We start from the raw sequence: 13576 nt of genomic DNA, 5'->3' as shown, positions 1-13576 counted from the left end.
GTGCTGTTCGGGGCACCTTCCCTCCGTACTGCGAGTGCTTACGCGTGGCCTACCCGCGCGCCAAGACGTCGTCGGGCAGGTCTGCCGCGAAGCTTCGCCAGTCGGCGTGCGCGCGCAGCTTGGCCACGACGATCGGCAGCGGATGGGCGTACACGGTCTTCGCGTCGACCTCGCCGGGCTCGGTCGTGGCATACGCCAGCCGTTCGTTGGGCGGGTCGAAGGCGGCGTCGATGCCGGGCTTGTTGCCACGCGCGTCGATGCGATACCAGCCGATGCCGGGAAGCTCGACGGCGTTGAATCCGTGGAGGCAATACCCCGAACCATGCGCGAGCCGCTGATAACAAAAGCCGGCCGGCAGCCCATTCGCGCGCAACAAGGCGGCGAGCAGGTGGCTCTTCGCATAACAGAAGCCGGTGCGGTGGCGCAGCACCTCGGAGGCGGTGCAGGTGAGCGGTCCGGCCTGCATGTCGAGGGTATGGCCGACCTCGTCGCGCACCCAGGCAAAACAACGACGGGCGATCTCGATCGGCCCGGACGCCCCTCGCGCGAGCGTCGTCGCCAGGGCAGCGATTTCGGGGTGCTGCACGTCGATGAGGTCGGTCGCGGCCAGATACTCGTTTGCCACGGGGGGCTTTGTAGCAGACCTCGGGCCGCCTTGGATCGGCGATGCCGGGCGCGCGAGCCGGGCGCGAAGCGTGACCGGCTCGCATGTCCGCGGGCGACGTCGGCGTCAGCCCGGCTTTACTTCGTCCACGAGCCGCGAGGACCACGGACAGAAGTGGCAGCCAGGGAGGAAGGCCCCACAGGCCTCGTCGAGGTGATCTTCGACGTACTGGAAGCTGGCGTCGCAGACCTCGATCGCCACCTCGAAGAAGCTGATGGTGATCGGATCCAGGTGGTAATTCCAACCCGGGTTGTACGGCACCGGCCTCTTGAGGATTCTACCATGCACGTGAATCTGCCTCGTCTCCTCCCCGCTGAGGATCCGACGCGCGTGCGCGATCTTTGCGTCGTCGTTCAGCTCGATCACGAAGCGTGATTGGCCGTTGGTGTCGGTAAACCGGAAATAAGCTGCCACGATCCTGCTCCTCTGTTGACGTGTTTCCTGGTTCGGGCGGAAGGGTCCCCTCCGAGCCGGCGCGACGACGGCCTGCTTCGAGAGAAAACGCCCCCGTCCTCCCCATCGATGCCCAGCGTTTGGCTTGGGTGACGCCAGGGTATGAGGAGCCTGGACCTCGCGCTATAGGACTTTGGTCCTACGTGGCGAAGGCGGGATTGCGGAGCGGTGTCGGGTCATCCCGCCGCGCGTGCGACGGATGTCTCGGCGAGCATGGCCTGCTGCTGCTCGCGCTGCGCGCGGCGCGCGCGCTCCCAGCGCACGGCGGAGCCTGGGTTTTGCGCCTCGCGCTCCGCGAGAACGGCCGTCTGCTCGGCCTGGCCGTGGGCCCAGGCGCCGAGGGCTGCCGCGCCCAAGGCCTCGGCAGCCCTCCCGGCCTGGTGGAAGGCCTCGCTCGACATGTCGAGAAATCGGACCAACCAGCCCTCGGCGTGGAGCCTCTCTTCGAAAGCCTCCACCGTCGCCTCCGCCGGCCGGCGCTCCAGCAAAACGACCGGCCACGAAGCGCCGAGCTCGAAATCATCGATCCAATCGACCACGTCGTCCCGGTACTGGAGCCCCAGCGCCGCGCCGGCGATCAGCGCCTCCACGTGCCCTCGCTCCTCCGCGCTCCACCCGGCCGCCGCCGCCGCGGTCATGCTCGCCGGGAAGGCCAACCCCTGCTTCTTCAGCGAGATCGCTCGATACCGATCGAGGGTCGCCGGCGCGCGCCCCGCGAAGACGGCCCGCTCCTCCTCCACGGAATCGGCGGTGACCTGCTCTCCCCAAGCGAAGGAATACGCCCCCTCCGGCGCGCGCGCGAAGAGCGGTGCGAGCGCTTGATCCCGCGCGCGCCGCACGATGTGGATGAGCACGCGCTCGGCCGCGCCGGCGATGATCTGCCCATCCTCGATTCGATCCATCCCGAAGGCGGCGATGATCGCGAACAGATGCGCCTCGACCGCGCGCTCGCGGATCTTCCGCGGGGCCCGCTCCGCGCCGAGGAGCAGCGCGGGCAGCCCGAGCACCGCCGCATTGTTGAAGACCCGGCTCCACGGCGTCCCCGGGTTCGGCGTGAGCCCGAATCGATACGGCAATTCGCGGGCGACCGTCGCGAGGTGCTCGGGGAGCGTGGCGACGAGGCGCTCGTAGGCGGAATCGATGGCTTCGTGGACGGCGGTGGTCTGCGGCGTCTTCATCCGGGGTCTCCTTGCGGGTCCCCGGACGAACAGCAAGCGCCGCGCCAGCGCGCGTGGGGCGCAAAGCGCGGGGGTTTTGGGGGAGGGTCGCCGTGAAGGGATCGAGAATGGAGGTCCGAGCCTCCAGGGGTGGAGGTGCGCGCCTCCGCCCGGCGCGCGCCGACGCGGCCTTCCTCAGCCCGTCGTGTCCCCCGCCGCCGGCGTCTCCTGCTTGCCGTTCTCCTTCCGCGTCGCGCGCGCGGCTGCCCCTGCGCGCAGCTTCGCCATCGCATCGAGCAGCGGGGCGAGCAGCGTCTTCCCTTCCTGGATTCGCGCCGCATCGGATCGCTTGGCCCGGCTCGACACGTAGCGCCGCAGCCGCACCATCAGCTCCACCCATTCCGTCTCGGCATCCCGGCCTGCGTCGATGTGCGCGCGCTTCTCCGTGCGCGCCCGCTCGACCTCGGCGAGCAAGGCATCACTCTTGGCAATGGCCGCCTCCCACCGATCCAGCCAAACGATCGGCAGCTCGATGGCCGCCAGCGTGGCCGCGTGCTCGGGCGCGCGGAGCACGAGCAGGGCCTCGCGGCAGACACGGTTCTCGTCGGCGATCGGGTCGTCGACGTGCGCGAGGCCATTGGGAAAGGCGGCCTGGTGCAGGGCGAGGGCGCCGAGGAGGTTCGGGCTCACGCGGCGCCGCGACTCGACGCCGATGTACCCCTCGATGTGGCGATAGCTGGTATCGACCTCGTCGTCGGCGGCTTCGAGCTGGGCGAGCCGCGCGGCGCGCTCGGCGTGGGCGAGCACGTTCCCCGTCACGTGCGCGTCGAGCGCGTGGGTGACGTCCGCGCATTCGCCGACGTAGATGTCGAGCCCCGGCTCCGGAGGGCCGTTGGCGGCGCGCACCTCGAGGTTTTCCTTGATCTTCCTGACGATGTCGCGCTTCTCCGCGCGCGGGATCTGCTCCAAGCTGGCGCCCATGGGTCCTCGTGTTTCCCCCCCAAGTCTGCCGGCGAACGTAGCAGGCCTTCCCTTTCGAAGGCAAGAAGCGCATGGATGCGACGCGCACGAGGGGGAAACGTTCCTGGCGGCGTCCTCGTCGCGCTGGGAGGAGCCGGGACGTGTTCCGGGGTGCGTCCGGGCGAAGCTAGGAGCGAGGGGGGAACGTTCCCCCGACGTCCTAGCGTGGCGAGGAGGAGGGTCCTGGCGCTCCAGGCGGGGTCCTAGGCGAGCTGGGAGGAGGGTCCTGGCGCTCCCGGCGGGGTCCTAGGCGAGCTGGGAGGACGATCCTGGCGTTGCCGGCGGGGTCTTAGGCGAGCTGGGAGGATGGGGGGAACGTTCCGGGCTGCGTCCCAGGCGGGCTGGGAGGAGGGTCCTGGCGCTCCCGGCGGGTCCTAGGCGAGCGGAGAGGACGGGGGGAACGTTTCGAGGGGTGTCCTCGCCGGGCGAGGTGCACGACGGGAGGACTCCCCGGTGGCGGGTAGGCCGGCGTGGGGCCTTTGGGGCTTACCAGATCACGTCACGCGTACGCGTACACCCGCCGTTCGTTCGAATCGACCCCGAGATACACCGCGCGATCGAATTCGTTTGCCTTGCCTCGTGGCCGCGCGCTCTCCGGCGCCGTGCGGCGGTCGGCGTCGGCGTCCTCCGCGCGCAGGCGCTCGTAGTCGGCGACCGTCATCTGCCGGCTGTCGCGGAGCGGCCCGTCGATGTCCAATCGATCCACGAGCGCGGCGGCCTCCGGCGCCGTTCGGCCCGCGAAAAACTCCGCGCAGCAGCCGGAACCATAACTGAAGAGCCCGATCCGTTGCCCGGCGATGTCCCGCGCTTGCGTGTGGAGGAGGGACGCGAGCGCGAGGTAGAGCGAGCCCGTGTAGACATTGCCGATCCGGGACGGCAGGTCGAGGGAGGGCTCTACCTCCACCATGAAGGACGCGTCGGCGGCCTGCTCGGTCGCGCCCTCCAGCATGCGGCGGTGCCGGTGGGCCTTGCGGGCCATTTTCCCATAAGGGACGTGATAACAGGTCCGCACGAGCGGCTCGTCGGTGGCGCCGTCGAGGCGGCGCCACGCATCGTAGGCGCCTTCCAGGGCGTCGAGATAACATTGCACCGAATAATGCCCGTCGACGAGGGCCTCCTTGTGGTGGAGCGGGCGCCAGAAATCGTGCACGTCGCGCGCAAAGGTGCCGGTCTGGCCCACTTCGAGCGAGAGCAGCCGGGGCTTTTCCCGGACGAGCAGGGCGACGGCGCCGGCGCCCTGCGTCGGCTCGCCGGCCGATCGAAGGGGATATCGTGCAATGTCCGTGCAGACGACGAGCGCGGCGCGCCCGCGGGCCGAGCCGGAGGCGATCCAATCGACGGCGCTGAGGAGGCCGGCGGTGCCGCCAAAACAAGCATGCTTGGCCTCGAACATCCGGCACGCGCTCGGCAGCCCGAGCAGGCCGTGGACGAACGCGGCGACGGGCTTCGAGTGGTCGACGGCCGTCTCGGTGCCGACGATGCAGAGGCCAATCTCCGCAGGGCTCGCGCCGGATCGCTCGAAGAGGCGGCGGGCCGCGTTGACGGCGAGGGTGACGGGGTCCTCGTCGGGCGCGGCGATCGCCATCTGGCGTGTGCCGAGCCCATGGAGATACTTCGACGGCGGGACCCCGCGCGCTTCGGCGAGCTCGGTGAGGTCGACATACCCGCGGGGCACGCTCAAAGCGATCGCGTCGATGCCGACGTCGGACACGTTTTTCCAAGCATTCATGCGGCGCAGCCTAGAGGAGGCGCGTGCATGCGCCGAGGAGACTCGAAGGAGGGTCGAGGGAGCGACGGCGGAGCGGACGCGGAGGCGCGGAGCAGGGAACGAAGCGTGGCCGTCAGCCGTGAATTCGGATTCGCTTGGCGACGAGATCGATGAAGGCGACCACCTTCGGCGAGAGCTGGCGTGTCGTCGGGTAGAGCGCGTGCACGGGCACAGGGGTGGGTGTGCCCCACTCGGGGAGCAGACGGCGCAAATGGCCTTTGCGAAGGCCGTCCATATAGAGGTGCTCGGGGAGCCAGGCGATGCCGACACCCGCGAGGACGGCCTCGCGAATGAGCTCCTGGTCGTTCGCGGTCAGCCGCGGCGTGATACGAACCTCGCTCCGCTTGCCGCCGGATTCGAAGACCCAGACGTTCGGCGTCGCGTTGACACCAAAGGCGACGCAGGTGTGCTTCTGAAGATCGGCCGGGGTCTGCGGAGTGCCGTGTCGTTTGCAATAACTCGACGCCGCCACGAGAGCGGTCTTCGCCGTGCCGAGGTGGCGCGCGACCAGCATCGAGTCCTGGAGCGGTCCGGCCCGGATGGCCATGTCGAAGCGCTCTTCGACGAGGTCGACCTTGCGGTCGGTGCAGACCATTTCGATCTGCACGTCCGCATGCCGCTCCAGGTATTCGGCGACGATGGGCCCCAGCATGTCGAATCCGAGGGGTACGGTCACGCGCAAGAGGCCGCGGGGGGTCGCTTGCAGGCGACCGACCGCCTGCTCGGCCTCCTCGATTTCGGCGAGGAGGGACGCGGTGCGCTCGTAATAGATACGTCCTGCATCCGTGAGGCTGAGCTTGCGGGTCGTGCGTTGCAAGAGCCGCGCGCCCATCCGTTCCTCCAGATCGGATACCTTTCGGCTCACCGTCGACTTCGGCATGCCCAGGTGCCGCGCCGCCGCGCTGAAGCTGCCGGCCTGCACGACGCGCACGAAAACGAGGATCTGGTTCAGGTCCATGTCGTTCCGGAGGTGGAACGGTCCTACCCGGAATCCCCCCCTAGTGCAAGGGCATGAACACCGGCATGGTCCGCACGCGTCTTCGACGACGAGGCGCTCGTGACGTGCATCCCGCGTGCGTGCGCGGGGCCAGACGAGCGCCAAAAAGGAGATTTCATGAGCGGTTCAAGGAACGCCAAGGTCGGGCTCGATGCGCTGCTGACGCCGGAGAGCTCCGTGCTCCTCCTGATTGACCATCAGCCGTATCAATTCGCCAATCTGCACAGCCACGAGCCGACGATGATCGTGAACAACGTCATCGGCCTGGCCAAGACCGCCAAGGCGTTCGGCGTCCCGACCATCCTGACGACGGTGCTCGAAGAGCGGGGCGGCTACCTGATCAAGGGGCTGCAGGACGTGTTCCCGGAGCAAAAGCCGATCAACCGGACGTTCATCAACACCTGGGAAGACCGCCGCGTCGTCGAGGCCGTGGAGAAGACGGGCCGAAAGAAGCTCATCATCGCTGCCCTCTGGACCGAGATTTGTCTCGCCATGCCGGTCATCCACGCGCTCGGCGAGGGCTACGACGTTTACATCGTGACCGACGCGTCGGGCGGCGTGACCGCCGAGGCGCACGATATGGCCGTGCGGCGTATGGTCCAGGCGGGGGCCGTGCCGATCACGTGGATGGCCGTGGGCGGAGAATGGCAGCGCGACTGGGCCCGCGAGAAGACGGTGGCGGGCATGGCCGATCTGCTGGGCGTCCATGGCGGCGCGACCGGCGTCGTGACCGCCTGGGAGTGGCAGCTTCTCGGGCTCCATCAGGCCAAGTAGCTCGCTCCGCGGAGCCTTTCGTCCCCTCCCCGCCGGCGTCTTCTGTTTTCCTGATTCGTTCGCAAGACGTGTAATTGTTCTTGCGGCGGATCTGCCTCCGTGCCACGTGCCAGGGTTGCCATGAACCCAGTGCAAAAGTGGACATCGGGCCACCCGAGGGTGCGCACCGGATTCCGACAGTTCATCACGACGGCCTTGCTCTTGCTCGGCGGAGCCGCGCTCTCCGTGCCAGGGTGTGAGCATTCCGAGGGGGAACCACCGAGCGATCCGGCGCCCGCCGCACCTGCGGCCGGCGCGGACGACCACGCGAAAGCTCCCGACATCGATCTGGACGGCGTCATGCGGCGCGCGCACTTCGCCTTCCGGCCCGAAGGCGAGCGCTTCTCCGGGGGGCATACCACGTACGCGGTGACGGCGAATGCAAGCGAGCTGCGCGTCGCGCCCGTGCTTTCCGGCGAGAAGGGCGGCGAGCTTTCGGACACGTCACTCGTCGTGAAGCTCGCCGACATGACGCGCGGGGGCGCATCGTTGCTCGGGCCCGCCCCGCGCGCGTGGATTGACGAGGAGGGGCAGCTCGAGGTCACGCGCGGCGCCGCGATCGAGCACCTGGAGAATACCGAAGAGGGCGTGGAGCAGAGCTTTTCCTTTGCGGACAAGCCTGCGGGAAAGGGCGACCTCGTGGCGCGGCTCGATGTCTCGGGCCTGGCGTACGCGGGGGCGACCGAGGGGGGCTTGCATTTCAAGGACGAGGCGACCGGCGCGAGCGTGCGTTATGGCAAGGCCACGTGGATCGACGCCCGCGGGACGAAGACGGACGTGTCCGTGACCTATCAGGACGGCGCGATCGTGATCACCGTGCCTGCCGCCGCGGTCGAGGCGAGCGCGTATCCGGCCGTGCTCGACCCGGTGGTCGGGCCCGAGATCGCCATCGATGTGCCCGTGAGTGGACAGGCGTATGGGCCCATGGAACAACCCGACGTCGTTTATGGAAACGGGAACTACCTCGTCGTCTGGGAGGACCAGCGTGTAGGCTCCAGCGACATCTTCGGGACGCGTGTCTCGTCCGCGGGCGTGGTCCTCGATCCGAATGGGATCGTGATCTCGGCGGCGGCGGGAGAGCAGATCGAGCCCACGCTTGCATGGGATGGAACCCAGTGGATGGTCGTGTGGAACGACCGCCGCCCGAACGACACAGGCATCTTCGGCACGCGCGTGAGCGCCGCCGGCGTGGTTCAGGATCCGAATGGATTTGTCGTCGACCCTTCTCCTAGCGCTGAGGGGACGGACATCGTGTGGACCGGCTCGACGTTCATCGTGGCCTATCGCGTGAACGGGGTCCGGGTGACGCTGGTAAGCTCGAATGGCACGGTGGGGGCCACCACGACCCTCGCCAATACATACCCCGTGGAGTATTCCTCACCGAGGATCGTGATGTACGGTGGGGAGGTGCGTGTTTTCTTTAAACAGGGGTCGTCGCCCCACTACGTGAGGCTCACGCCGGCAGGCGCGCAGCTCGACCCGGAACCCATCCTCGTGCCGAGCGCCTCCACGCCAACCTCTCTCGAGGTCACCACCGATGGGACGACAGGGGCCCTTTTCTGGGCGCGTGACGATAGCGCGCTCAACAAGGTCAAGGTTTATTGGTTGACGCTCCCGGGCAACGGCACCGGGCAGGCGTTGACGGGCAGCGCCGCGAACTATGCCTTCGAGAACTTCGCCGCGACCTCCTTCAATGGCCACCACTACGTTTTCTGGGCCGAAGTACAAGGTTCGACTTTCACCATCGGCGCCACGAAAATCGACACCATGGGCGTGGTGAAGGCGTCCGCCTATGTCTACACGGGCCCGCTCGACTACAACAACGAAAACGCGATGGCCGCGAGCAACGACGGCACGAACCTCCTCTTGACCATGAGCCGCGGGAACGAGATCGTCGCCCTCCGGCTCGACAGCTCGCTCGCGCTGATCGGCGCTGCGCCCATCGCGCTCTCGCTGGGCAAGAACACGGAGGCCAACCCGGTGGTGGCCTACAATGGGTCGAGCTGGCTCGTCACCTGGACCGATTACCGCACCGGCCCGCAGTCCGACATCTACGGCGCGCGGATCAACACGAGCGGCACGGTCCTCGATCCGAACGGGATCGCGATCACGACCCATGCGCAGGCCCAGAGCGCGCCGAGCGTCGCCTCCAACGGCACGGACTGGCTGGTGGCCTGGACCGATGCGAGAAACTCGTCCCTCGCCTTCGACGTCTACGGCACCCGCGTCTCGGCCAGCGGCACGGTGCTGGATCCTGCCGGCCTGGCCATCGGCAAGCACAATTATCAGCAAGCGTACCCCGCCATCGCCCCGGCAGGTACGGATTACATGGTGGTCTGGAGGGACAGCAACGACGGCATCCGGGGCACGCGCGTCTCGCAGACCGGTGCCGTGATCGATCCGCTGGGCTTCGACATCGACCCCGAATACAGTGTGCCTTCCATCGCGTACAATGGGACCGACTATCTCGTCGCCTGGCCGCCTGGAACCTGGGTGGCTGGAGGGGCCCGACGCGTGAGCCCCGCGGGCGTGGTCCTCGGCACGGTGACGACGTCCGCTTTCAACCCGACGATCGCCTCGAATGGTACCGATTGGCTCGTGGTCGATCGCGACGGTGAGGTGAGGGGCAGGCGCGTCGCGGCCGATGGCACCAGCCTCGGCTCCTTCTTTACTATCTCGAACGCGACGAACGCTCAGGACAAGGCCAGAGTGGCCTGGGACGGCAGCCAGTACGTGGCGGTATGGGAGGACGAGCGCAACGGCGTGGGCCAGGATGACATCTATGCGGCCCGCATCTCCCCGGACGGCGTCGTCGTGGATCCCGCTGGGCTGCTCATCACGGGCGGCATTCTGTTGGAGCGGACGCCCGCCATCGCGGCGGGGCCGATGGGCAAGGTCCTCGTGACGTACGTCGTCGCCGACACGAGCCCTGGTGTATGGGCATTCCGCGCCAGGGCCCGGATCGTGGACACGCTGGATCTGGCAGGCACGGCGTGCATCAAGAGCTCGCAATGCCTCACGGGCTTCTGCGTGGATGGCGTCTGCTGCGATACCACCTGTGACGGGTCGTGTATGGCCTGCTCGACGGCGAAGAAGGGCGCGGGCCCGAACGGGACGTGCGGGCCCATCGCGGTCGACGTCGATCCGGACAACGAATGCGCGGTGCAGGCGCCGTCGACCTGCGGCACCACGGGCGTGTGTAGCGGCAACGGGGCCTGCGCGCTGCATCCGGCGGGGACGACCTGCGATCCGGTCTGCTCCGGCGATGCCGTGCAGGCCCGCGCCTGCGACGGGCTCGGCGGCTGCGTATTCTCGGGCGCCCCGCAGAGCTGCGCGCCGTACACCTGCGCGGGCGGCGCTTGCAAGAATGCCTGTACCACCAACTTCGATTGCTCGGCGGGCTCGGCCTGCATTGGCGGCACGTGCAAGCTACTCGTGCCGGACGGCGAGGCCTGCACGGTCGCAGCCGAATGCCAGTCGGGGAGCTGCGTGGACGGGGTCTGCTGCAATACGGCGTGCGCCGGCCTCTGCGTCGCCTGCACGGCGGTGAAGAAGGGCTCCGGCGCGGACGGCGTTTGCGGCGCTGTCGCGGTGGGCGTGGATCCGGACGACGAGTGTCCCACGCAGACGCAGGAGAGCTGCGGCAGCACGGGCTTCTGCAATGGCGGAGGCGCGTGCCAGCTCTGGCCCCAGGGCGTCGCGTGTGGCCCGACCTCGTGCCAGGGCAACGTGGTGAAGGGCCAGATCTGCAATGGTCAAGGGGCGTGCACGAACGAGCTCGCCGGCAAGGACTGCGCGCCGTATGTCTGCGCGAACGGGGCCTGCAAGAGCTCGTGCGCCTCGAGCGCGGATTGCCTGCCGGGGAGCGCCTGCAACGCCGGGGTGTGCGCCGTCGTGGGCGGGCTCGGGCAGGCGTGCGCCACGGCGCTCGATTGCCAGTCGGGCTTCTGCGTGGACGGCGTTTGTTGTGATTCTGCGTGCACGGGCAAGTGCCAGGCCTGCGCGGCGGCGAAAAAAGGGCAAGGGCAGGACGGGAGCTGCGGGCCGGTGTCCCTGAACCAGGATCCCGACAACGAGTGCGCGGTGCAGGTCCCGTCCACGTGCAAGCAGAATGGCGCGTGTGATGGCAACGGGGCCTGCGCGTTGTGGCCTGCCGGGACCACGTGCGCGCCTGCGTCGTGCAGCGACGTGACGCAGACGAGCGCGTCGTTGTGCGACGGTCAGGGGACGTGCGTGGCAGGCAGCGCGGAGGCGTGCACCGAGGGATACAAGTGCGTCGGAGGAGCATGCGCCACGGGCTGCACGGACGACGAATCGTGCGCGACCGGGTACTTTTGCGACACGACGTTCGGCGCGTGCGCGCCCAAGCCCGACGCGGGCAGCGGGAGCGGCGGCAATGGCGGCAGCGGCGGCAGCAGCGGCAGCAGCGGCGGCAGCGGCGGCAGCGGCGGCAGCGGCGGCAGCGGTGGCGCCGGCGGTAGCGGTGGCGCCGGCGGTAGCGGTGGTGGCAACGGCGGCAACGGCGGCAATGGCGGCGGCGGCGGCAACGGCGGCGCCGACACGGGCACGGGCAGCTCGACGAGCACCGGCAGCGGCCCAAGCGCCCCGCCGTCCGATCCAGGCAACTGTAGCTGCCGAACCGCGGGGGAATCGACCTCGTCGCGCCTCGGCGCCTCGATCGTCCTCGCGCTCGTGGCCCTGGGCAGGAGGCGCCGAAAGCCCCGCGCGGCCGCATGACGTGCGCATGGAGCCCCGGACGTCGCAAACCCCTCGCGTCCGGGGCCCATCGCAGGTAAGGCTCCCGGGGATGACCCGCGCCCTCCGCTCGTCGCTCGTCCTCGCCGTCCTCGGAATCAGCGCCTGCAGCCCGACGACGTCGTCGATGATCGGATACGCCTCGATCCGCGCCGACCGCGAAGCGCGTTTCTTCGCGGTCGGCGATACCCTCGTGATGACGGTCCGCGACCCGCCGGGCGTGGTGCTCGTCCCCTACCCGCCCACGCTCGACGAGGGCCGCGTCGTCGTGAACGCCGGCCTCGCGAGCGTGGGCGACGGCGGCGTGCACGTCCATTGCTTCGACGTGGCGCAGCTCGCGCCGCCCAGCGATTGGCCCGAGCGCCTGTACTGGCGCGAGCCCGACCATACGCTTTCCCGCGTGGCCGAGGTCGATCGCAGCGACGCCGCGCGCGCGCTCGCAGCACAGTGCCCCGCCGAGGTCAAAGCAAGTCGCGCGTCCAGCCGACCGTGACGAGCGCGCCGAACCGGTGGGTCCCGAGGGTGTGGGTGGACGTCATGGCCCGAGGCGAGTCGTCGAACCAGTCGTCTTGCAGGTAATACGTCGTGACCGTCGAGCGCGTGAGATCCCCCTCGTACACCCCCATCATCCCGAGCTCGACGTGATTCTGGCGGCGGCCGAAGATGTAGCTCGCGCCGACACGCGCGCCCGCGAAAGGCGTGGTTCCGTCGGCCCCCGGATCAGCGCTCAAGAAGCGGGCCCCCACGTTTTCATAGGCGTGGATCCCGAGCGCGCCGCTCGCGGCGAGGCGCAGGCCGAAGGACGTGCGCCACGCGAGCCCCGCCGTCGCCCCGAAACCGGTGTAATACGTGAAGCCCTCGGTGCCGACTTCGCCGAAGCCACCGGCCTCGAACACCCCCAGCCGATACCGCGCCTGGATCCCGACCAGGGCGCCGCGATTGTAGGCATCAAAAATGCCCGTGTAGGCGCCCACCGCGACGTCGCGGGGCGGCACGGTGCCCGCCTTCGCGGCGTCCGCTTCCACGGTGTCTTGCGCGGCGGCCGGCGCGGCACAGAGCAGGAATGCAGCGCTGATCCCAAAGCACGTCTTCGACAATCGCGTTTTCATGGCAAGCTCCTCGTTCGGATTGCCCTGGCAATTCACGTGCCTGCTCGGCCTGCGAAGCATGCGTGGCGAGCCATGAGGAGGGTGCGAAGCGAGCTACCGCGCGTGATGTCGGGCGCGACACGGCCGTGCGCGCGTCGTGTGGCGCCCGTGGCACGTTCGTGAAAGGAGGAAGGGGAGGAATGCGCCGCCAAACCCGGACCGGGTGTGGGCGGTCCGCGACACGCGGACGAGGAACCGTATCGCCGCGGCACAGAGCGTGACACCCGCGCCACGGATGTCGTGATCTACTTCTTCGCCTTGCCGGCCGCCGGGAGCACCGTCGCGAGGGCCGCCTTGGCCTCCGCCTCGGTCCCCTTCTCCAGCGCGATCGCGAGGATCACGTCGGCCGGCTCGTCGACGACGACGCCGATGGCGGCGCCCTTGAACTCGTCCATCCCGTGCTCCTTCGCGGCGTCGCCGTCGATGAGCGAGCGGGGCGTGAGGTTCGCGAGGGGCGACTTCTCCGGCTTTTTGGTGGGACGCACCAGACGCACGCGCGCCTTCTTCTTGCCGTTCGCGACCTCGAACGAGTGCGCCTCGTACACGCCCTCGACGAAGAAGGTGTTCGTGCCGTCGACCGTCTTCCACGGGCTCGCCTTGAACGCCTCGCGCAGATCCGGCTGCTCGATCTCGCTCAGGCTCTTGCCGCCGATCTGATGCGTCGAGGCCGGCTTGGTGAGCGGCGTGGGGACGTCGGCGGCGGGCTTCGCGGCGTCGGCGGCGGGCGCCGGGGCGCTCGGCTCCGTGGCGGGGGCCGGCGTGGCCGCCGGGGCGGGCTCCGCGGCGGGGGGCGGGGTCACC

The 13576-nt window shown here is 69.0% G+C and carries 11 protein-coding genes; 3 read left to right on the top strand and 8 right to left on the bottom strand.

The window, feature by feature from the left end; translation table 11 throughout:
• Window positions 1–49: 49 nt before the first annotated feature.
• The 6 genes from QHF89_RS38420 to QHF89_RS38395 form a co-directional block, all read right to left on the bottom strand.
• Window positions 50–625, bottom strand: a complete 576-nt coding sequence (locus QHF89_RS38420) for a transglutaminase-like domain-containing protein (RefSeq protein WP_136972266.1) — start codon at window positions 623–625, stop codon at window positions 50–52.
• 105 nt (window positions 626–730) lie between these two features.
• Window positions 731–1081: a BP74-related protein gene (locus QHF89_RS38415; RefSeq protein ID WP_425440852.1), complete on the bottom strand. Its 351-nt coding sequence runs from the start codon at window positions 1079–1081 to the stop codon at window positions 731–733.
• A gap of 212 nt (window positions 1082–1293) precedes the next feature.
• A complete protein-coding gene (locus QHF89_RS38410; protein ID WP_136972268.1) occupies window positions 1294–2295 on the bottom strand; it encodes a hypothetical protein in 1002 nt (333 codons plus the stop codon).
• Window positions 2296–2469: 174 nt separating this feature from the next.
• Window positions 2470–3255 carry a hypothetical protein gene (locus tag QHF89_RS38405; protein ID WP_136972269.1) on the bottom strand — a complete coding sequence of 262 codons (786 nt, stop codon included), beginning with the start codon at window positions 3253–3255 and terminating at the stop codon, window positions 2470–2472.
• A gap of 538 nt (window positions 3256–3793) precedes the next feature.
• Window positions 3794–5023 carry a hydroxymethylglutaryl-CoA synthase family protein gene (locus tag QHF89_RS38400; RefSeq protein WP_136972270.1) on the bottom strand — a complete coding sequence of 410 codons (1230 nt, stop codon included), beginning with the start codon at window positions 5021–5023 and terminating at the stop codon, window positions 3794–3796.
• 112 nt (window positions 5024–5135) lie between these two features.
• Window positions 5136–6020 (bottom strand): LysR family transcriptional regulator, encoded by an 885-nt coding sequence (locus tag QHF89_RS38395; RefSeq protein WP_136972271.1) that lies wholly within the window; start codon window positions 6018–6020, stop codon window positions 5136–5138.
• 156 nt (window positions 6021–6176) lie between these two features.
• Here QHF89_RS38395 and QHF89_RS38390 point away from each other — a divergent pair, with 156 nt between their 5' ends.
• The 3 genes from QHF89_RS38390 to QHF89_RS38380 all read left to right on the top strand — a co-directional run bounded on the left by QHF89_RS38390 (window position 6177) and on the right by QHF89_RS38380 (window position 12120).
• Entirely contained in the window at window positions 6177–6833 is a 657-nt protein-coding gene (locus QHF89_RS38390) for a hydrolase (protein WP_136972272.1), read from the top strand.
• A 120-nt stretch (window positions 6834–6953) separates the two neighbouring features.
• Window positions 6954–11609: an MYXO-CTERM sorting domain-containing protein gene (locus tag QHF89_RS38385; protein WP_136972273.1), complete on the top strand. Its 4656-nt coding sequence runs from the start codon at window positions 6954–6956 to the stop codon at window positions 11607–11609.
• A gap of 70 nt (window positions 11610–11679) precedes the next feature.
• A complete protein-coding gene (locus QHF89_RS38380; RefSeq protein WP_136972274.1) occupies window positions 11680–12120 on the top strand; it encodes a hypothetical protein in 441 nt (146 codons plus the stop codon).
• Here the strand turns inward: QHF89_RS38380 and QHF89_RS38375 are convergent.
• Window positions 12089–12736 (bottom strand): hypothetical protein, encoded by a 648-nt coding sequence (locus tag QHF89_RS38375; RefSeq protein ID WP_136972275.1) that lies wholly within the window; start codon window positions 12734–12736, stop codon window positions 12089–12091. The two genes, QHF89_RS38380 and QHF89_RS38375, sit on opposite strands and share 32 nt — an antisense overlap.
• 284 nt (window positions 12737–13020) lie before the next feature.
• Window positions 13021–13576, bottom strand: a 556-nt coding sequence (locus QHF89_RS38370; RefSeq protein ID WP_284721465.1) for a hypothetical protein, incomplete at its 5' end; no start/stop codon positions are given.

It is taken from the genome of Polyangium sorediatum, from assembly GCF_029946465.1.
Taxonomy (GTDB): Bacteria; Myxococcota_A; Polyangia; order Polyangiales; family Polyangiaceae; genus Polyangium; species Polyangium fumosum.
The sequence above is the reverse complement of the archived record's forward strand: the minus strand, read 5'-3'. Positions and strand labels throughout refer to the sequence as shown.

Excerpts from the sequence above, each read along its gene's own strand:
- QHF89_RS38375 (WP_136972275.1), bottom strand. The coding sequence starts at position 12,736 with ATGAAAACGCGATTGTCGAAGACGTGCTTTGGGATCAGCGCTGCATTC.
- QHF89_RS38395 (WP_136972271.1), bottom strand. The coding sequence starts at position 6,020 with ATGGACCTGAACCAGATCCTCGTTTTCGTGCGCGTCGTGCAGGCCGGC.
- QHF89_RS38390 (WP_136972272.1), top strand. The coding sequence starts at position 6,177 with ATGAGCGGTTCAAGGAACGCCAAGGTCGGGCTCGATGCGCTGCTGACG.
- QHF89_RS38405 (WP_136972269.1), bottom strand. The coding sequence starts at position 3,255 with ATGGGCGCCAGCTTGGAGCAGATCCCGCGCGCGGAGAAGCGCGACATC.
- QHF89_RS38410 (WP_136972268.1), bottom strand. The coding sequence starts at position 2,295 with ATGAAGACGCCGCAGACCACCGCCGTCCACGAAGCCATCGATTCCGCC.
- QHF89_RS38385 (WP_136972273.1), top strand. The coding sequence starts at position 6,954 with ATGAACCCAGTGCAAAAGTGGACATCGGGCCACCCGAGGGTGCGCACC.
- QHF89_RS38380 (WP_136972274.1), top strand. The coding sequence starts at position 11,680 with ATGACCCGCGCCCTCCGCTCGTCGCTCGTCCTCGCCGTCCTCGGAATC.
- QHF89_RS38400 (WP_136972270.1), bottom strand. The coding sequence starts at position 5,023 with ATGAATGCTTGGAAAAACGTGTCCGACGTCGGCATCGACGCGATCGCT.